Below are 17,066 nucleotides of genomic sequence, written 5' to 3' on the forward strand. Positions count from 1 at the left end.
TCATGGCCCTGTTTCCTGTACAGATTATCAGCCCTGAAGGCACCATTTGGTCCGGCACAGTGAAAGCGGTCCTTGCGGTCGGAATCGATGGTTCGTTCGGCGTTATGGCAAACCATCGGCCGATGATTGCCGCATTGGTTCCGGGAGCATTTAAAATGCAGGAAGAAAGCGGCGGGGCACTGCACTATGCCGTCGGTGAAGGGATTCTTGAGGTTCGCGATGACAAACGGGTTGTCCTGCTGGTCGACTATGCCGAACCGTGCGAATCCGCCGAAGAGGCCAAGGTGAAAGCCAAAGAACTGCAGCACATGCTGTAAAATAAAAAAAGCCCGTCGGAAAACGGGCCTTTTATTAACGCTTAATATCCGCCACCACCGCCGAGGCCGGGAACAGATCGTGATCCTTCCCATTGTTGCGGTGTATTCCACGGCATATTGGAATATTCCTGCTCGTCCTGATATTCATCATTGGTTGCGCAGCCGGTGAGCGTCAGAACACCTGTTGCTGTGATGAGGGCGAGAATGATTTTTGTGCTTTTCATAGGTAAAAAAAGACCGTTCTGCAGTACAGAACGGTGCACTTCATACAAAGCGGGATTAGAGTACTGCGTCTTTGGCAGCCTTCGCAATGCGGAATTTCAGCACGGTTTTAGCCGGAATCTGAATGGTTTCGCCGGTGGCCGGGTTGCGGCCCTGACGTGCTGCGCGGTCAACTTTAACCAGTTTACCGATGCCCGGGATGGTGAAGCCGTCAGCGGCACCTTCATAAGCGAGTTCGGCGAGGCCTTCGAGGGCGTCTTTGGCCTGGGCTTTAGAAATGTCTGCTTTTTCAGCAACGGCTGCGATGATTTGCGATTTGGTCATAGGTTTTCCCATTTGATGAACTCCTCATACTTTCCTGGTTAAATTTCCAACAACATAGAGACTGACTCCGTATCAGCCAAGTGACCGCAATTTCTAAGGGATTCAGACACGGTTCGCAATAGCAAAGTAGATAAAAAGCCAATATTTACAGGGGTGATGCGCCGTTCCTGTCCGGATAATCCCCGCCGGGAAATGCTGTCGTAATATCGGAGTTGGACGTCCGTTTCGGAAAATTAATTCCTTCGAGGCGGTTGAGGTTTGGATGCCGCTGCATGCGATATCTGCCGTTGCAGGGGATGTCCGGCATGGAAGAGGTTCGGGGTTTCGTTAGAGCAAGGTAAAAAACTGTTGACCTTGGATCGAATCTCGACAAAATGAATCGTTAACTTTGCCGACTGGGGGCTGGCGGGAATGAATCTGAAAAAAGTGCTATCACCGGAAACCGTATGGGTCGATCTTAAGGGCGATTCAAAAGCGGGTGTTATTGAAGAAATGGTGGACCGCCTGGTGGCTGCGGGAAAAGTGGATGAACGGGATGCGGTGCTGAATGCCGTCATTGAACGTGAAGCCAAAATGTCGACCGGTATGCAGAACGGTGTGGCCATTCCCCATGGTAAAACCGATTCAGTGAATGAGCTGGTTGCGGCGGTTGGAGTGCATAAACAAGGGGTCGATTTTGACTCCATGGACGGTATGCCCTCGCATATTTTCATCATGACGCTGTCTCCGGAGAAGCGCACGGGACCGCATATTCAGTTTCTGGCCGAAGTCAGCCGTGCCATCAGTCAGCCTGAAGAGCGGGAGAAACTGCTTCAGGCGAAAACGCACGGTGAGATGTACGAGCTGCTAACCGGAAAATAAATTATGCTCAAGCGTCTTTCAGCGGCATTGCTCATCAGCTTTTCATTAATCGGTGCGGTCAGTGCGGCGGACGAGACGCAGCAGCCCCGGCAAACTCAAATGGTGGAATTACAGGAGAATCCTGAATTGCACCGTTCGGTTTATCCTGCTTCGGCCGGGGAAGCTGAGCTGCACGAAATCGAAACGGAACTGGAAGAGCATTTTGCGGCGGAGGCCGAACACGGCATCACCCACATGATGATGCATCTGATCATCCAGCTGGCGGTGATCATCATTTTTGCCAAAATCGGCGGTTTTCTGGCGCAGAATTATCTCAACATGCCGTCCGTGCTGGGGGAACTTGCATCCGGTATGATTATCGGGCCGTATGCGATCGGCGGAATGCTTGATTTGCCGGTTTTAGGACTTCTTTTTGTTGAAAATCATGGTTTTGCGGCCTCGGCGGAGCTTTATGGCATCGCCACACTGGCCTCCGTCATTCTGCTGTTTCTGGCCGGACTTGAAACCGATATCGGGGCTTTCCTGCGCTATTCTGTGGTCGGTTCCATTGTGGGCCTTGGCGGGCTGATTGCAGCATTTGTTGTTGGAGATCTCGTGGCCGTTGTGTGGCCGAATAACGGAATTGACAGTTTTATGCAGCCGGCTGCGCTGTTTCTGGGGGTCATTTCGGTGGCCACTTCAGTGGGAATCACGGCGCGAATTCTGGCGGAAAAACAAAAGATGGCGTCCCCGGAAGGCGTGACGATTCTGGCCGGGGCGGTCTTTGATGATGTCTTCGGTATTATTACGCTTGCGATTGTTATGGGCATGGCGAAAGCGGGTTCGGACGGCGGGCATGTGGCGTGGGGAAGTATCGGACTGATTGCGCTGAAAGCCGCCGGTTTTTTTGTGGTGTTCACCGGTTTGGGGCTGGCCTTCAGTCGCAAAATCACGGCGCTGATTAAGCGCTTCAGATCCAAAGAGATGATTGTAGCCATCTGTTTCGGGTTGGCCCTGCTGCTGGCGGGGCTGGCGGAAATGGCGGGGCTGGCGATGATCATCGGTGCATACATCATGGGGCTGGCTCTCTCCCGTACGGACCTGGCGAATGAAATCGAGCACCATCTTCAAGGCGTATACAATATTCTCGTGCCGATCTTTTTCTGTGTAATGGGGATGATGGTCGATTTTTTCGCCATGAAGCCGGTGCTGTTTTTCGGTTCGGTTTATTCGCTTTTCGCGGTGTTTTCAAAAGTTTTCGGTTGCGGGATTCCGGCCTTGCTGACCCGCTTTAATTTACGGGGTTCGCTGCGCATCGGCCTGGGTATGCTGCCGCGCGGGGAAGTTGCACTTATTGTGGCGGGCATCGGCCTGGCCGGCGGGGTGATTGATCAGGGAATTTTCGGTGTGGCCATTATGATGACGGTGGTTACGACCATGCTTGCACCGCCGTTGCTGGTGAAATCGTTCGAGGGAGGTTCCGGACTTCGGAAAGAGATGGAGGAGGGGCACGAAGATGTTGAAGTCATCGAACTCGAATTTCCGTCCCACGATATTGCCGAATTTCTAGTGAACCGCTTTGTCCGTGCGCTGCAGCACGAAGAGTTTTTTGTTCATCATCTGCATACCGATGAACCGACCTACCGTGTGCTGAAAGACGATATCGCCTTCACGCTGGTGCAAGGAGTGAATCGAATCACCATCAACGTACCGCGTTCCAATCAGCATGTGGCCCGCATGATTCTGCTTGAAGAACTGCTTTCGCTGACCGATCTGCTCGAATCCACCAAGCAGATGAAATCGGTTGATGAAATGGGCACGGACCTCATGAAGGGCCTGTTTTCTTAAAACAGGAAATTAAAAAAGCTCCCGCGTTTTCGCCGGAGCTTTTTCGAAAGGTTTCCAAGGTTTTCTGTGGTCAGGAAACCGTTAAAAACTCTGAATGAGGGCCACATAGAGTTCGTTGGCGCTTTTCCATTCGTGGTTGCTGGAAGCGCGGGTAGCGACCCAGCGGTACGCGACGCGAACCTTTGTTTTGTCGGCCGGTTTAAAATAAACGCCGCCGGTCAGCCAGCTCTGGTTAATGTTATCTGCGTTAAAGCTGTAGAAGAATTCTTCTTCGAGGTAGGGCTTTACGCCGTAGATTCCCCACGGAAATTCGGCGCGGGTCTGGTTCCGGAAGCGGACATCGTCGTCACGGTCAAAATCATAATCGCGAAATTCGAACCGGCAGCGGTTGCGCAGTTTGATGTCGGCCACGCTGCCGAACCAGTGGCCCTGAATCATCGGACGGTTTTCACCTTCCCAGTCACCGGAAACACGGTATTCGAGATAACGGTAGGCCGCGCCGATATTGAAATTTTTGTGGAATCTGTAATGTGCCCCGATATCCGCAAACCACATGTTGAAGGTGTCGAAATCATCACCGAAGCGCAGGCGGGAATTGGAGAAGATCTGCCATTCCGGATTGATGTTATACAGCAGGATCAGCTCGCTGGTCGAAGCCCATGGCCGTTCTGCAACGGTGGTTGTTGATATGGATGCGAGTGACAACAGTGCGAATAGTGCAATTTTCTTAATCATGATCCTTTAATCCCCTGATTAGTTTTTCCGATCCCGCCCCACACGAGATCACCGAGCGCATGGCATCCTCCACCGAAACATCGACGGGATGCACATACTTTTCATTCAAATGGTAAATAAAACCCGATGTCGGGTTCGGTCCCGTGGGCACAAACACCGTTACGGTTCCGTCATCATACCGGTCGGTGATGAAGGCTGTCACCTTGGTATCGTTTTCATAAATCCGCACCAGTGCCACCGAAGAAAATGAAGATTCCCTCTTCTGCAAAAGCTGGTTGATGGTTTCCTTGACCATTTTATAGCCGGGAGCCCGGTTCAGTACGCTGTTTTCGAGGCCGTTGAAAATCCATTGACCCAGTCGCGTACGCACAAACAGGCCCACAAAAAAACAGCTGAGAATGATCACGGAAATCACGATGGCTTTGGCGATCGCTTCATCGTAGCGGCTGGGAAGATCGATATATCGGATCACCAGATCCGTCAGCGGGCGAATGCCCTCGCTCACGATGTTGAAAAGCCAGCGAAACGCAAAAATAAGGATAATCGTCGGAAGAATCACAATGACGCCGCCGATGACCGTGGTCCTTAAAAAGTTTTTCGTTCTGCCCAGCATGAATATCTCCATGTAAGCGGCGCAGTGTATCTAAACCATTCGGGGCGAAAAGATAAAATTGTATCGATTGTGCTGAAAGTAAGCGATCTCACTTCTGTTTTGCGCTCATCGGAGGAATGGTGTCTATTGTCGTATCATGAATATTTTACTGAATGAACGGAAACTCGAGGTGGATGAAAAAGCTACTCTGCTGGGGGTTAAAAATGCGATCAGGCCCGAGGCCGACGTGATAATCTATAACGGAGCGGCTGTTACAGCGGATGTGCCGCTGAACGAGGGAGATTCTGTAAACCTCATCCAGCGCGGCGAGGTTCCGCCGGCCGAGGAGCTCGAAGCGCTCATGGTTTCGCGTCACACGCCGGGCGTGCACGACAAAATTAAAAACGCCACGGTGGGCATTGCCGGGCTCGGCGGTCTCGGTTCCGCCATTGCGGTGGCCCTTGCGCGGATCGGAGTCGGGAAACTGATTCTTGTCGATTTCGATGTGGTCGAGCCGAGCAATCTGAATCGCCAGCAGTATTTCATCGACCAGCTTGGCAGGACAAAAACCGAGGCGCTCGAAGAAAACCTCAAACGGATCAATCCCTACGTCTCTTATGAAACGCACTGCGTGAAAGTGGTGCCCGCGAATATTCCGGAGTTGTTTGGTTCGGTCGATGTTATGGTCGAGGCCTTCGACCGTGCCGACCAGAAAGCCATGTTGATGCAGCATTTCAAAAGTGCGCCGCTTGTCGCCGCTTCCGGTATGGCCGGTTTCGGTCCGGGCGACACGATCGGGGTTCGGAAAATGGGGGATCGGATTTATATCGTTGGCGATCGGGAAACCGGGGCCGCACCGGGGTGCGGACTCATGGCTCCGCGGGTCGGAATCTGTGCACATATGCAGGCGAATACTGTTTTGAGAATTTTACTGGGAGAAGAATGAACCTGTTTGAAGATATTCCGGAAAACCTGCCTGAAGAACTTATGGAAGTTCTGGCGGAAAGTTCCAATGTGCGGATTGAACGGATTGTTTCCGACGGACACGCTTCGCCGTCGGACTTCTGGTATGATCAGGATCAGAATGAATGGGTGCTTTTGGTTTCGGGATCTGCCGTGCTGGAATTTGATGATCGGAAACTCGAAATGAATCCCGGTGATCACATACTCATACCCGCTCATGAAAAACACCGTGTAGCTTCAACTGCGCAAACCGGAAAAACGATCTGGCTGGCGGTGTTCTTCTGAACACGCGGTATTTATTGATTCTGTTTTTCGGATTCCGGAAAGGTTTCGCTGCCGTCGGCTCCAAAGGGAAAGGCACCGTTCGGCATCAGCTCGCGAAGCTCCGGAGTAACCCGTTCGGTAATATCTTCGTTCGTGGCATCCGGATGTTGATAGAGGTATTTATATAATGCGGTGCGGTCCGCCTCATTCAGGCCCAGGCTGTTGGCGAGTTCATTGGTTCGTTTGTAGGCGGCCTCTTCTTTCTTTCGGTTTTTCTGTTCTTCGATTTGGATAGCCAGCTCTTCCTGCTGCTCTATGGTCAGGTTTTCATTCAGCGAATCGATCACCTCTTCTACCTCATACCATTGGCGCGGGGCTTGAGTGTTTCCTGCATCCAGACCCATATGAACATTGTTTTCCGCCATTTTTTTTGTGTAGGTCTGAACATATTCTTCCTGCGCCGCCGAGAGGGGCTGTCCGGCTTTCTGCATGGTTTGCAGTGCAACGAAATTCACTAATCCTTCCCGGTCTGTTTTCAGAAGGTTTTTCAGGGCTTCAGAGGATGCCGTTACGGCATCCTGCAAGCGTTGCTTTTCTGTTGCGGCATGTTCGGCCAGAATTTCATCAAACCGTTCGACTGCTTCCGGATCGAGTGAAAGCCGGTGCCGGAGTTTTTTGGATGGATTTTCGATCTGTTTTGCCAACGCGGTCTGTACCATTTGATTGCCCATCATGGGCAGGGCCATTTCCAGGATACCGGTGGCCTGTTCTGCCTGCCGGTAATAGACCGGATCAATGTCGAGTGATGCAGGCTCAGGTTCGGGAATAAACGCATCTGCGGTTTCTGCTTTTACGGTTTTCTGGATTGCTGCCGGCTCTGCCCTTGCAGGCTCGACCGCTGCGGGAGGAGCAGAAACGGAAGGATGATCAGTATGGGCTGTTTCTGTATGCCGGGAGGATAGGTAAACTCCGGTTCCGGTGATAGCCGTTGTCGCGACAACGGCTGAGATAAGTACGGTCTTTGTTTTCATGATGGTAATGACTGCTCCTGTTAGGGTTGAGGTTCCTGAAAGCGTGACTCCTGCACCGGCAAGAACGGAAGTTGAAATGGTTTTGGCCAACTCTGCCGGTGCCGCGGCCATGGCATGCGTTGGAAGGGCTGCGGCCAGCGCCGCCGCCGTTGAGGAGATTCCGCGCAGGGCCATCTGGCGGTTCAGTCGCTCCAGCGCCCGGTTCAGCCGCATACGTGCGGCATCGGCCGTAATGCCGAGAACCGAGCCCACTTCGGCCAGACTTTTCTGCTGGAAGAATCGCAGCAGAATGGCCTCACGCTCGGCGGCATTCAGTTGATCAATAGCTTCGTGGATCTCCGGCATCAGCCGGCTCCAATCCGGTTCACGGTCCTGCTGCATATTCATATCGTCCACATATCGTTGTTCGCGTGTTTGGCGGCGTGCTTCCGAGCGCTGGATTTTTTTGGAGAAATGACGGGCCGTCGCATGAATCCATCCGCCCAGTTGAACAGAGTCCGACAGTTTTCCGGCTTTTTTAGACAGTTCCAGGAAGGTGAGCTGACAGGCATCTCCGGCCTGGTCTGCATTGCCCAGACAGGAAAGAGCGGCCGAATAGGCCAGATTGATGTAGCTTTCGACGATCTGCGCAAAGGCGGTCTGGTCGCCATGCTCTGCATACTGTTTCAATAATTCGATGTTTTCATTCATTTGATTGATAATCCCCGCTCAAAGGTTAAACCGAACGAAAATTATTGAATATTTTTTGAGCGGCCGAAGTATGTTCATGTTTTTTACGTGTGTTTTGTGTATTTCGTGGTTCAATCCGGAACATGATTCGAGCAACATATTCTATTGGAGCCTATAAACTCATTGTGGTGCAGGTGCTGTTGAGCTCCTACGAAACCTTCAATTATCTGCTCTGCAGAGACGGACTGGCCATTCTGATCGACTGCGGGGAAGCGGCGCCGGTTTTCCAGGTTCTGGAAAAAGAAAACCTGCAGCTGACGGATATTCTGATCACGCACAATCATGGTGACCACGTTGGCGGATGCCGTGCGGTGCAGGATCGATTGGGCGTGCTGTCGGTCAGCCCAGGTGTGGAAAGCCGGACGTTTGAAATACTGGGAACCCCGTGCCGGTCGTTTGCCACGCCGGGACATCTGGATATCTGCAAAAGTTACTGTTTTCCAGACCTTGGAATCATTTTTGTCGGCGACACCATCATCGGCGGAGCTGTTGGACGCATGATGGACGGTGCGGCGGAGCCGTTTTTCCAATCGTTGGAAAAAATAAAACAGCTGCCCGATGAAACCATCGTGTTCGGCGGGCATGATTATCTGGAGGAAAATGCAGCGTTTGCGCTGTCGGTTAATCCGGAAAATGATGCGATGCGAGAGCGATTGGAGCTGTACGAAGCTGAACCGCTGGCCGCGGTTTTCCAGACGTTGGAAAATGAAAAAAAATCAAACCCGTTTCTTCAGGCGGAATCCGCAGAAGAATTTGCGGAATTAAGGTTGAAGAAAGATCGGTTCGGCTAGGGCCAGTCCGCCGGGCTGCGCTCGACGATCGCGCCCTGCCTTATAATCCGCGTTCTTTTTTGATGACGTCGTAGGCTTCGTTGACCTTGGCGAGCTGTTCGTGGGCATAGGTCATGAATTCTTCCGGCAGGCCTTTTGAGGCCAGTTTGTCGGGATGAAATTCCATACATTTCTGACGATAGATTTTTTTGATTTCCGCGTCGGAGGCATCGGGCGAAACATCGAGCACTTTGTAGGCGTTTTCAATGATATTGGCCTGAGCGGGGCGAGTGCCGCCCGCACCGCCGCCGAATCCGCCGTTGAGCATGGCATCGATAGTGCCGGGACGCAGGCGGAATGCGCGTTCGACCTGCAGCAGGATTTCGCGTTCGTTGGGATGAATGGCGCCGTCGGCCGCGGCTACGGCGTGAAGGGCCCCGATAAAGGTCATGGCGATCTGCGGGTTGAACTGAATGACGCCGGCGAGCTGGTTGATGTAATCCGCCGCCGTGTGCGGATCATCTTTTGCGCGGCGGAAAATTTCGATGGCCTGTTTACGGGTTTCGCCGGTGTAGCGGAACCGGGCCATAATGGCTTCAACCGCATCGATCTCGTCCTGTGTAATTTTTCCGTCGGCCCGCGCCATTTTGGCCAGACAGCCGAAGAAGGCGACCTGGAAGGTCTGGGAGACCTGTTTCACTTTTCCGGCGCCTTTGTCGAACTGGTGGCCGATGCCAACGCCGACGACGGTGCCGAGCGGGCCGAGCAGTGAGCCGAGTACGCCGCCGATAATTTTACCTGTCCATGCCATAGAAAAATCCTGTTCGTTGCAGCCGGCTGGAAACCGGCGGTACGTAACTCCGCCATTCTGGCGGCCTCGTAAAAAGAAGATGCATCGTAGCGGTTTGGCTGGTTCTTTCAACGGCAATCCGTCAGCATGCTTCCATGAATACATACGGATTTTCATTCAGCCGGCGGGGCATGGGCCGATGGGCTCTGATGGGGCTAGCCGCTCCTTTACTGTTTTTGATGGGGTGCTCAAGCCCCGAGATGCAGATTGTCGGAGGCGGGTTTCGCAACCTTACCGATTTTCCGATTAAGGATGTTGAGCTGCGGGTGATTGAAACTCATCAGGTGGTTTCCTGCAGTTACATTGCGGCCCGGGGCTTCTTTTCCACGCTCATTCCGGTGCGGGCGTATGAGCAGAACGAGGTGGAAGTCAGCTGGAACTATAACGGCAGCATTCTGAAATCCGGTCCTTTTAAGGTGGAGGTTCCCGATCCGGTTCCGACAGAGCCGGTGGTGGCGGTAATCCGTTTTCATCCAACCGGTCGGGTTTCGGCAGTTTTTGTTCCGAAGTCGGCCATACCTCGCGAATATCTGGCCCGGTAGTCCCGGACAGTGGAGAAGAAATCATGAACGAACAACCGAATAATCCGCTGCACGGCATTACGCTGGAAAATCTGCTGAATCAGCTGGTTGATCACTATGGCTGGGAAGAGCTGGGGCAATTGATTGATATCCGTTGCTTTAACTGGGAGCCGAGTATTAAATCGAGCCTGAAGTTTCTGCGGAAAAATCAGTGGGCGCGGGATCAGGTGGAAGCCCTTTTTCTGGATACGGATTTCAAATCGTAGAAAAAGGGAGATGTACGCCGGCCGGCCGCTCAGCGGCCGAGTCTCGGGTTTTTATTCCAATCCCTGGATATATGAGGTCAGGAGTTGGCCTTTGTGGTCGACGGCATCGGGATAGCGGCTTTTGATTTCCTCGAAAAGTTTTGCGGCCTTTTCATTTTTCTCTTCCTTTTTATAGCGCATGCCGAGATAAAGCCGGGCATAAGCGCCAACGTTTACACCGTTTAAAAAGTAGCAGGTACCGTGTTCGGTGATGGCTTTTTCCAGCAGTTCAATCTGCTCCTTTCCGCGTTTGGCCTGGGCCATGCCGAGCACGGCGCAGCCGGTTCGGTTTGCCTGTGGATATTTTTCGATGAGCAGTTTAAAAGCTCTGGAAGCTTCTTCTGTGGTCCAGTCTTTGCTTCCGGTCTGATAAGCCTTTTCAATGAGGTTGAGATCAATGCGTTTCAGATATTCCGCATCGAGCAGCATGCGTTCGCGGGCGAGGGCTTTCTGCTGCGCCACAATATTTTTCACCCGTTCTTCTTCCAGCACCGGCGCGAGTTTTTCCTCGAGTTCGGCTACGCGGTTTTCCAGGGCGATTATCCGCTGGAGCAGGATGTTTTCATCGGCCACGACCGAGAGGGTGAGAAAAAAAAATAGAAAGAGGTTTTTTTTCACATCAGTTTCCAAAGGTTGGAAGAGAGATCACGTTGGCTTGAACCAGGAAGTAAAGGGCGAACAGGAGTACCACACCGATGGCCGCAAGTTTCAGGAGAACCTTGATCGCTTTGTTGAAGATAACCGTAACCGAAATGAATGCTGCGGCGGCCAGTATGATCCACACCATCGGACTCATCGTTTTCAGCGCTTCGATATTCATTACAGAAAAGCCTCCCCAGGACGGTCGCCTTCTTTTTGATCGGTCGATGCTTTTTCCGGAACGACATAAAATTCGACCTTGAATTCCACCGGTCCGGTGATGACGACGTGGTGAAAACGCTCGGGATAAATCACAATGGGATGCTCCGGGTCGGCGGTCAGCACATTTTCAAGGTCGTCTTCCCAGACATAGTCCAGCGATCCGCTTTTGACCACGAGATAGCCCCATTTTCCTTTCGGGGTCAGATGCTTTTTCAGGATCCCCGGGACAACGGTGTCCTGATTCATCCATTTGGTTTCTCCGGCTTTTTCCGCCGAATCCGGTAACGCGGCATGCTGATCGTTCATGGCATTTCCTCGACTAATTGAGGTGCAGTGTAAAGTCTGCCCGTCCGAATGTCTAATTTACGGTGACGAATCTTGCGAAGCAATTTCCGGGGGATATCATGTTCCTATGAAAATGACGGATGAACGGAAGCAAAAGGGATTACGCTGGGGAATCATTGGCTGCGGCGATGTGACCGAAGTGAAAAGCGGACCGGCCTATCAGCAGACAGATGATTTTGAGCTGGTGGCGGTTATGCGTCGAAATCTTGAAAAAGCGCAGAATTATGCAAAACGCCATGGCGTGCCGAAGGTTTTTGCAGATGCGGAGGCCCTGATTTCTGATTCGGCGGTGGATGCGGTCTATATTGCCACGCCTCCGGACAGCCACCGTGAATATGCACTGAAGGTGGCGGCGGCCGGCAAACCCTGTTGTATTGAAAAACCCATGGCACCGACGCATGCTGATTGTGTTGAAATCTGTGCGGCTTTTGAAACAGCAGGCGTGCCGCTTTTTACCGCTTTCTACCGTCGAACCCTGCCGCGTTTTGTACAGGTTAAGAAATGGCTGGAGGAGAACCGTATCGGTCCCCTGCGTCACGTAAGCTGGACCTGCTGTCTCCCTGCTTCGGAACTGGATCGGTCCGGCGAATACAACTGGCGGACGGATGCGACCATTGCTCCGGCGGGGCATTTTGATGATCTGGCCTGCCACGGGCTCGACCTGCTGGCCTATTATCTCGGCGATTTTGAGACCGTGCAGGGGGTGAGCCTGAATCAGCAGGATTTGTATTCGGCGAAAGATGCCGTGGCGGCGAGCTGGGTGCATTCCACAGGGATTACCGGGACCGGCACTTGGAATTTCGGAAGTGCTGCTGATATGGAGCAGGTTGAAATTTTCGGTGAGAAAGGAACCATAACCTTTTCCGTATTCAAAGAAGCTCCGGTGCGCCTCACATGCGGAAACGAGGTTGAGGAACTGTTTATTGCGCATCCGCAACATGTGCAGCAACCTCACGTTGAAGCTCTGCGCGATGACCTGCTGAACGGTATTCCGCACCCGTCGGCCGGAAGGGCCGGGATACATGCCGCATGGGTGATGGATAAAATCCTGGGAAAAATTCAGTCCACAGGAATCTTCAATTGAACAGGCTTCGATCCCATGCTGAGGCCGTTAATCAGCATTCCGACGGCGTGTTTTTTGGTCAATTGCACGATTTGACACGAGCCGATTTCCAATGTTTGGAATTTGAAGATTTTTGGGGGCGGTTTTACCGTTGGCTTTCATGTGGTGGATGGCGAATTCGGCGAGATTGTCGTCGGGGACGCCATGATCTCACATGGGTTTCATTTGTACAAAAAGGTCGGCGGTCTGTTCAAAGTTGTCGGGCATGAATGTATGCAAAACGGTCATGATATGCCGCGTAGGGCCTTTAAATTCCAATAGGTTAAGGCGTGTTTTACGCTGATTTCCGGAAACTTTTTTCCGAAAAGGACAGATATACTTTTTTCAGTGAATGGGCGCTGCGGGCGATTGGAGCATCTTCAGTTCCGACTTTTATTACTTCTTTTTTTGAAAGGGGTTAGGCTCATATGAAAGCAGGAAGAAACCACGGGAATCTTCTGAAGGGTAAAAAAACGATCAACTAATGTGGGATTTGGTGTGCTCTTTGCTTGAATTTTGTCTAAATAATTAGGCATTCCAGTAGATAAGGAGGTTGAATGAAAACATCTATCTTCGCAGGTTTGGCCCTGCTGTATTCTGTTGTTCCCGCGGCTTATTCTGAAGTGGATTTCTGGGAAGTGACGAAAGCGGAGCTTTATAATCAGGGGGCGGATCACACGGTTCCGGATTCCGCGGTCAACTGGGTACTGTATGCCGGTGTCGAGACGGTAGATCCCGGCGATGCAACTTCGATTGTGCTGGAGGGCGGGAATATTTCCGGATCGTATGCGTTTGAGCAGGATGGAGCATATTGGGAACTGCTGGTGGAATATCCTTCGGCGGCGGCGATGGATGCCGAACTGCCGGGCGAAGATGACTATCGCCTGATTCTCACCGGTGCGGGCGGGTCGGTTACCCAGGAATTTTCATTCGGTGAGAATAATTTCCCGGAAATTCCGTTTCTGATCGGGGAAGGTTTTTCTCAGGCGGCGGAGCTGGATCGGGCTGATCCGCTGGAATTGTACTGGAATGAGCCGGGATTCGGGACTGCGATGACGGTGCAGATCAATGAAGGTTCGCTGCTCGAAGGCGATGAGTTTTTTTATGAAGAGGTGGCTGAAAACCATATCGGAAGCTGGGATCTGGGACAGGGTCTTACGAATGAATTCTATACCGGCGCGGTTGAATTTGTCAGCGGAACCAACTATTTCGGCAGCGGTTTTTCGGCAGATGGCGAAATTACGTTTAATCGGCTGACCCAGTTTCCTGTGCAGTGGGTGAATCATGCGGTACAGGGGGATGATTTTAACGATAATACGGTCGATACCGGAACGTGGCAGCAGCTGTTTGCCGATCCGGGACAATTGCTGAGCGAAACAAACGGGCAGCTGGAATGGGACAGCGATTCCGGTTCCGATGGTACCGTTGTCTGGAAATGGAATGCAGGCAATCTGAGCACGACTCAGGACTGGGCGGTGGCCCTGGACGTCAACTGCTTGGTGGATTCCGCATCGATGACCAATCGTGAATTCTGGTTCGGTCTGGCGCTGCTGGCTGACGGCGGGGTTGATGGCTTGATGACCATGGAGTATCTGCTGGATGAGTGGGGTGCTGAGGTGAAAACCTATGTGACCACGAACGAGACGGATGTTATTGAGGCGGAAGAGAATCATGATTTTGAAAAACTTTCGTTCAAACTCTCGTATGATTCCAAAGCGGGTGTGCTGAGCAGTGCATACAGTTCCGGCGGGGATTATATTGTACAGACGAATGTATCAATTGATGCCTTTTCTTCAGTAGTCAGCGATGATTTCTCCCCTGCGATTTTCTTCGGCGGAGAAGATATTCCGGAAATTGCGGGACAGGTTTTTGTGGATAATTTCCGCATTTATGAAGGCCAGACACTGAGCAACCATGTGGAACGGGTGGAGATTGGATATACCAAGGCTTTCGGCACTCCGGGTGCGCTGGATGATGAGCAGATTTACGACATTGAGGTGCTGACCGGGTACGGCGTTACTTCGGTCCGTCTGGAAAGTTCGGCCGGTGATGTGGTGGAGGAATTCGAGCAGGAGTTTGCAGATGCCGGCGCGGTTGAGTGGGACTTTGAAGCGTCGGATCCGATGAGCGAACCCTATAATTCGGCCCGGGACGGTGAGTGGCTGGTTACGTTCGGATTGAATAACGGGACTTTTGTTTCAACCTATATTCCGTTTTTACAGCAGAATTTCGCGCCGATTCCGGACATCGGAACGGCACCTGAATTTACGGTTCCGGTAGATCTGCACGGATCGGTTACCGCGGCGTCGGCAATTGATGTGGAATGGAGTGAGCCGAATTCCAACGCGGTATTGATGGGTCTTGAAGTCGCGACCGAAGACGATGATGAGGAATTCCTTTATTATGATTCGCTGGATGATGCGGTCGGGCTTGCTCCGCCTTCGGCCGGGCCGTTCAGTACCCGTGCGCAGAATTCCGTTCCGCTTGAGGAAGGTGAAAACGAGCTGCTGATTTATAACGGCTGGGTGCGCACCGGTTTCAATGAGGACAACGTGGCTTTTGTGGTCGGAAAATATGCAGAATCGATGGCGGTTGTTATTCGGGCGGATGCTTCCGATGCCGATGCAGACCTGTTGCCGGATGCCTGGGAAATTCAGTATTTCGGTTCGACGAATGCTCTCAACGGCGGTCCCTATGAGGATCATGACGGAGATGCTTCGGGAAATCTGGATGAATATATTGCCGGGACCAATCCAACGAATGAGGCCTCGTTTTTCAAAATTACGCAGACCGAGGCGGATCCTTATTCCTTAACCATTCAGTGGCCTTCTGTAGAGGGCCGGGAATATGAGGTATACTGGAAACCGAGCCTGACCAACAGCAGCGTGGAATCGCTCGGCACCGTTCAGGGGCCGCAGTCGGAATTTACCGATTGGTCGAAAATCTATGATGAACCGCAGGGTTTTTATCTGATTCATGTCCGGCTGGCGGAATAATCGGATGAAGTTTCGGTTTTATTCCCGCCTGGGAGCCGCCCTTCTGTTTCTGGCAGGGGCAACGGTCTGTATGGATACTGCCCGGGCCGAGCTAACCGGGTTCAAGGGACGCTTCCGAAAGGAGGGGCTGGAAGCAGGTCTTGTCGACTCCGATGGGGAAAACTGCGGGAAAGCCGTCTTTAAATTCACCGATTTCCGTTACAGCTTTTTTGTGCTCATGGGCGAGCCGTGCGAGGTTTTTCAGTTTAATCATGAATTCCGATTCCTGAAATTCCAGTGCCCGATGAACGGGCATACGATCTATATTGAACCGGCAGACGGGACGGAGGCGGTCTATGAGCCGTCGTATGCGACAGGCCATCACGGTACGCTGAAACTGCCGTTGCAGGATTTCCTTCGGCTGAAGGTGACGGATTTTGTGTTTACGCTGAATTTTATCGATGCGGAACAGCCGCTTCTCATCACCCGGAATTTTCCGGGGTACATTAAAGCACAGCGGAAAGGTTCGTTTGACGTCCCGGGATCGCCCAACTGGGATTCGTGGGGGAATTTGCCTGTATTTTTGCGGATACCGGGAAAGGAATTTATCGAGGCCGATCATGCCAGGGCGGCTTTTGCGCGGCAGGTGATTAAGCATAAAAATTCAACGGTCGTTGAAGGAACGTTTAACTGGGATCGAAGCCTTGAGCTGAAGGATTTTGAGTTCAGCTACAGTGAGCTGGTTTCCATCTGCGCAAAGCACGGCCTGCTGGATGTGCTCTATGAAAAGGATGCGCCGGAGGTGAAATTCCAGGCTTTAATCCGAAGTTTTGCGCAAGGGGCGGAATCGCCCGAGCGGCAGCTGAAAACCTATGAGGCAGTCAGGCAGGTGCTGACCGCAGCCGGTGCGCCGGCGTCTACCCTTGAAATGGTCGGGCAACTGAACCGGGAGTGGTTCAACGCCTACATCAGTGGCCGTGCTCCGATGAGTTTTGACGGCGACAGCTATGCGCAGCCGGAAAAGATGAATAAGCTGCTGACGATGTACGAAGATAAAAATGAGAAATGGCTGCCCTACTCGGATTTGTCGTTTGATTTCAGCCTGCAGATGAAGGCCTCGTTCAGAATGACCGCCTACCTGTATTACCGGCAGGGGCTGACGTTGCAGACCAGTTCCTATTCGAAACTGCCGGATGAGGAAAAACGGCGGCGGAAGGAAAAGGCCGCAGAAGAACGGCGCCGATTGAAAGCCGATTACCCCCCGCCGGAGCCTTACATCAGCAAGGAATACACCGTAACGATTCCGTATCAGGCGATGGGGGATAAAGAATCCGCCGTCAAAAATGACGAGACGCTGAATAAAGAAATAGATGAAATTCGCAAACGCTGGCAGCAGCGCCCTAAACCCGAAGGCTGGAACTGGGAATGGATTGTGAATGTTGAGTGGATGTTTTCGGAATAAGGACGGGATG

21 protein-coding genes are annotated in these 17,066 nt (G+C 52.2%); 12 read left to right on the forward strand and 9 right to left on the reverse strand.

Annotated elements, in window-relative coordinates:
- The first annotated feature begins 2 nt into the window (after positions 1 to 2).
- Positions 3 to 317, forward strand: a complete 315-nt coding sequence (atpC, locus tag P9H32_RS08345) for an ATP synthase F1 subunit epsilon (RefSeq protein ID WP_322608438.1) — start codon at positions 3 to 5, stop codon at positions 315 to 317.
- A 41-nt stretch (positions 318 to 358) separates the two neighbouring features.
- Here the strand turns inward: atpC and P9H32_RS08350 are convergent, their stop codons facing one another.
- Together P9H32_RS08350 and P9H32_RS08355 are read right to left on the reverse strand one after the other, a co-directional pair.
- Positions 359 to 541 carry a hypothetical protein gene (locus tag P9H32_RS08350; RefSeq protein WP_322608439.1) on the reverse strand — a complete coding sequence of 61 codons (183 nt, stop codon included), beginning with the start codon at positions 539 to 541 and terminating at the stop codon, positions 359 to 361.
- A gap of 55 nt (positions 542 to 596) precedes the next feature.
- Complete coding sequence (locus P9H32_RS08355; protein ID WP_322608440.1) at positions 597 to 875, reverse strand: HU family DNA-binding protein; 279 nt, start codon at positions 873 to 875, stop codon at positions 597 to 599.
- Positions 876 to 1,274: 399 nt separating this feature from the next.
- Between P9H32_RS08355 and P9H32_RS08360 the strand changes: the two genes are divergently transcribed.
- Complete coding sequence (locus P9H32_RS08360; protein WP_322608441.1) at positions 1,275 to 1,724, forward strand: PTS sugar transporter subunit IIA; 450 nt, start codon at positions 1,275 to 1,277, stop codon at positions 1,722 to 1,724.
- A 3-nt stretch (positions 1,725 to 1,727) separates the two neighbouring features.
- Positions 1,728 to 3,551: a cation:proton antiporter gene (locus P9H32_RS08365; RefSeq protein WP_322608442.1), complete on the forward strand. Its 1,824-nt coding sequence runs from the start codon at positions 1,728 to 1,730 to the stop codon at positions 3,549 to 3,551.
- A gap of 81 nt (positions 3,552 to 3,632) precedes the next feature.
- Here the strand turns inward: P9H32_RS08365 and P9H32_RS08370 are convergent, their stop codons facing one another.
- Together P9H32_RS08370 and P9H32_RS08375 are read right to left on the reverse strand one after the other, a co-directional pair.
- Positions 3,633 to 4,286 (reverse strand): DUF2490 domain-containing protein, encoded by a 654-nt coding sequence (locus tag P9H32_RS08370; RefSeq protein ID WP_322608443.1) that lies wholly within the window; start codon positions 4,284 to 4,286, stop codon positions 3,633 to 3,635.
- Entirely contained in the window at positions 4,279 to 4,899 is a 621-nt protein-coding gene (locus P9H32_RS08375) for a DUF502 domain-containing protein (RefSeq protein WP_322608444.1), read from the reverse strand. The genes P9H32_RS08370 and P9H32_RS08375 overlap by 8 nt, the downstream gene beginning before the upstream one ends.
- Positions 4,900 to 5,035: 136 nt before the next feature.
- Between P9H32_RS08375 and thiF the strand changes: the two genes are divergently transcribed.
- Entirely contained in the window at positions 5,036 to 5,824 is a 789-nt protein-coding gene (gene thiF / locus P9H32_RS08380) for a sulfur carrier protein ThiS adenylyltransferase ThiF (protein WP_322608445.1), read from the forward strand.
- Positions 5,821 to 6,126: a cupin domain-containing protein gene (locus P9H32_RS08385; RefSeq protein ID WP_322608446.1), complete on the forward strand. Its 306-nt coding sequence runs from the start codon at positions 5,821 to 5,823 to the stop codon at positions 6,124 to 6,126. Before thiF ends, P9H32_RS08385 begins: the two co-directional genes overlap by 4 nt.
- 11 nt (positions 6,127 to 6,137) lie before the next feature.
- On the opposite strand, the gene P9H32_RS08390 is transcribed toward P9H32_RS08385, so the two are convergent.
- On the reverse strand, positions 6,138 to 7,826 hold the full coding sequence (locus tag P9H32_RS08390) for an RNA polymerase sigma factor (protein WP_322608447.1): 1,689 nt from the start codon (positions 7,824 to 7,826) through the stop codon (positions 6,138 to 6,140).
- Positions 7,827 to 7,948: 122 nt separating this feature from the next.
- On the opposite strand from P9H32_RS08390, the gene P9H32_RS08395 reads away from it, so the two are divergent.
- A complete protein-coding gene (locus P9H32_RS08395; protein ID WP_322608448.1) occupies positions 7,949 to 8,656 on the forward strand; it encodes an MBL fold metallo-hydrolase in 708 nt (235 codons plus the stop codon).
- A gap of 40 nt (positions 8,657 to 8,696) precedes the next feature.
- On the opposite strand, the gene djlA is transcribed toward P9H32_RS08395, so the two are convergent.
- Positions 8,697 to 9,446, reverse strand: coding sequence for a co-chaperone DjlA (gene djlA, locus P9H32_RS08400; RefSeq protein ID WP_322608449.1), 750 nt, complete (start codon positions 9,444 to 9,446; stop codon positions 8,697 to 8,699).
- A 134-nt stretch (positions 9,447 to 9,580) separates the two neighbouring features.
- Between djlA and P9H32_RS08405 the strand changes: the two genes are divergently transcribed.
- Positions 9,581 to 10,027 (forward strand): hypothetical protein, encoded by a 447-nt coding sequence (locus P9H32_RS08405; RefSeq protein ID WP_322608450.1) that lies wholly within the window; start codon positions 9,581 to 9,583, stop codon positions 10,025 to 10,027.
- 23 nt (positions 10,028 to 10,050) lie between these two features.
- Positions 10,051 to 10,272 (forward strand): VF530 family protein, encoded by a 222-nt coding sequence (locus P9H32_RS08410; RefSeq protein ID WP_322608451.1) that lies wholly within the window; start codon positions 10,051 to 10,053, stop codon positions 10,270 to 10,272.
- 51 nt (positions 10,273 to 10,323) lie between these two features.
- On the opposite strand, the gene P9H32_RS08415 is transcribed toward P9H32_RS08410, so the two are convergent.
- The 3 genes from P9H32_RS08415 to P9H32_RS08425 are packed head-to-tail and all read right to left on the reverse strand — an operon-like array spanning position 10,324 to position 11,478.
- On the reverse strand, positions 10,324 to 10,929 hold the full coding sequence (locus P9H32_RS08415; protein ID WP_322608452.1) for a tetratricopeptide repeat protein: 606 nt from the start codon (positions 10,927 to 10,929) through the stop codon (positions 10,324 to 10,326).
- Position 10,930: 1 nt separating this feature from the next.
- Positions 10,931 to 11,131, reverse strand: coding sequence for a hypothetical protein (locus P9H32_RS08420; protein ID WP_322608453.1), 201 nt, complete (start codon positions 11,129 to 11,131; stop codon positions 10,931 to 10,933).
- A complete protein-coding gene (locus P9H32_RS08425) occupies positions 11,131 to 11,478 on the reverse strand; it encodes a TehB-like domain-containing protein (RefSeq protein ID WP_322608454.1) in 348 nt (115 codons plus the stop codon). Before P9H32_RS08425 ends, P9H32_RS08420 begins: the two co-directional genes overlap by 1 nt.
- 106 nt (positions 11,479 to 11,584) lie before the next feature.
- Here P9H32_RS08425 and P9H32_RS08430 point away from each other — a divergent pair, with 106 nt between their 5' ends.
- The 4 genes from P9H32_RS08430 to P9H32_RS08445 all read left to right on the forward strand — a co-directional run bounded on the left by P9H32_RS08430 (position 11,585) and on the right by P9H32_RS08445 (position 17,056).
- On the forward strand, positions 11,585 to 12,601 hold the full coding sequence (locus P9H32_RS08430) for a Gfo/Idh/MocA family protein (protein WP_322608455.1): 1,017 nt from the start codon (positions 11,585 to 11,587) through the stop codon (positions 12,599 to 12,601).
- A 102-nt stretch (positions 12,602 to 12,703) separates the two neighbouring features.
- Positions 12,704 to 12,901 carry a hypothetical protein gene (locus P9H32_RS08435; RefSeq protein WP_322608456.1) on the forward strand — a complete coding sequence of 66 codons (198 nt, stop codon included), beginning with the start codon at positions 12,704 to 12,706 and terminating at the stop codon, positions 12,899 to 12,901.
- A 275-nt stretch (positions 12,902 to 13,176) separates the two neighbouring features.
- The gene (locus P9H32_RS08440) at positions 13,177 to 15,615 is read left to right on the forward strand and encodes a hypothetical protein (RefSeq protein ID WP_322608457.1); all 2,439 of its coding nucleotides are present in this window, start codon (positions 13,177 to 13,179) and stop codon (positions 15,613 to 15,615) included.
- Positions 15,616 to 15,619: 4 nt separating this feature from the next.
- A complete protein-coding gene (locus P9H32_RS08445; protein WP_322608458.1) occupies positions 15,620 to 17,056 on the forward strand; it encodes a hypothetical protein in 1,437 nt (478 codons plus the stop codon).
- The last annotated feature ends 10 nt before the right edge of the window (positions 17,057 to 17,066 follow it).

Source organism: Pontiella agarivorans (assembly GCF_034531395.1).
Lineage (GTDB): Bacteria > Verrucomicrobiota > Kiritimatiellia > Kiritimatiellales > Pontiellaceae > Pontiella > Pontiella agarivorans.

Excerpts from the sequence above, each read along its gene's own strand:
- djlA (WP_322608449.1), bottom strand. The coding sequence starts at position 9,446 with ATGGCATGGACAGGTAAAATTATCGGCGGCGTACTCGGCTCACTGCTC.
- P9H32_RS08370 (WP_322608443.1), bottom strand. The coding sequence starts at position 4,286 with ATGATTAAGAAAATTGCACTATTCGCACTGTTGTCACTCGCATCCATA.
- P9H32_RS08375 (WP_322608444.1), bottom strand. The coding sequence starts at position 4,899 with ATGCTGGGCAGAACGAAAAACTTTTTAAGGACCACGGTCATCGGCGGC.
- P9H32_RS08365 (WP_322608442.1), top strand. The coding sequence starts at position 1,728 with ATGCTCAAGCGTCTTTCAGCGGCATTGCTCATCAGCTTTTCATTAATC.
- P9H32_RS08405 (WP_322608450.1), top strand. The coding sequence starts at position 9,581 with ATGAATACATACGGATTTTCATTCAGCCGGCGGGGCATGGGCCGATGG.
- P9H32_RS08350 (WP_322608439.1), bottom strand. The coding sequence starts at position 541 with ATGAAAAGCACAAAAATCATTCTCGCCCTCATCACAGCAACAGGTGTT.
- P9H32_RS08425 (WP_322608454.1), bottom strand. The coding sequence starts at position 11,478 with ATGAACGATCAGCATGCCGCGTTACCGGATTCGGCGGAAAAAGCCGGA.
- P9H32_RS08395 (WP_322608448.1), top strand. The coding sequence starts at position 7,949 with ATGATTCGAGCAACATATTCTATTGGAGCCTATAAACTCATTGTGGTG.
- thiF (WP_322608445.1), top strand. The coding sequence starts at position 5,036 with ATGAATATTTTACTGAATGAACGGAAACTCGAGGTGGATGAAAAAGCT.
- P9H32_RS08420 (WP_322608453.1), bottom strand. The coding sequence starts at position 11,131 with ATGAATATCGAAGCGCTGAAAACGATGAGTCCGATGGTGTGGATCATA.
- P9H32_RS08360 (WP_322608441.1), top strand. The coding sequence starts at position 1,275 with ATGAATCTGAAAAAAGTGCTATCACCGGAAACCGTATGGGTCGATCTT.
- P9H32_RS08430 (WP_322608455.1), top strand. The coding sequence starts at position 11,585 with ATGAAAATGACGGATGAACGGAAGCAAAAGGGATTACGCTGGGGAATC.
- atpC (WP_322608438.1), top strand. The coding sequence starts at position 3 with ATGGCCCTGTTTCCTGTACAGATTATCAGCCCTGAAGGCACCATTTGG.
- P9H32_RS08385 (WP_322608446.1), top strand. The coding sequence starts at position 5,821 with ATGAACCTGTTTGAAGATATTCCGGAAAACCTGCCTGAAGAACTTATG.
- P9H32_RS08440 (WP_322608457.1), top strand. The coding sequence starts at position 13,177 with ATGAAAACATCTATCTTCGCAGGTTTGGCCCTGCTGTATTCTGTTGTT.
- P9H32_RS08390 (WP_322608447.1), bottom strand. The coding sequence starts at position 7,826 with ATGAATGAAAACATCGAATTATTGAAACAGTATGCAGAGCATGGCGAC.
- P9H32_RS08355 (WP_322608440.1), bottom strand. The coding sequence starts at position 875 with ATGGGAAAACCTATGACCAAATCGCAAATCATCGCAGCCGTTGCTGAA.
- P9H32_RS08410 (WP_322608451.1), top strand. The coding sequence starts at position 10,051 with ATGAACGAACAACCGAATAATCCGCTGCACGGCATTACGCTGGAAAAT.
- P9H32_RS08445 (WP_322608458.1), top strand. The coding sequence starts at position 15,620 with ATGAAGTTTCGGTTTTATTCCCGCCTGGGAGCCGCCCTTCTGTTTCTG.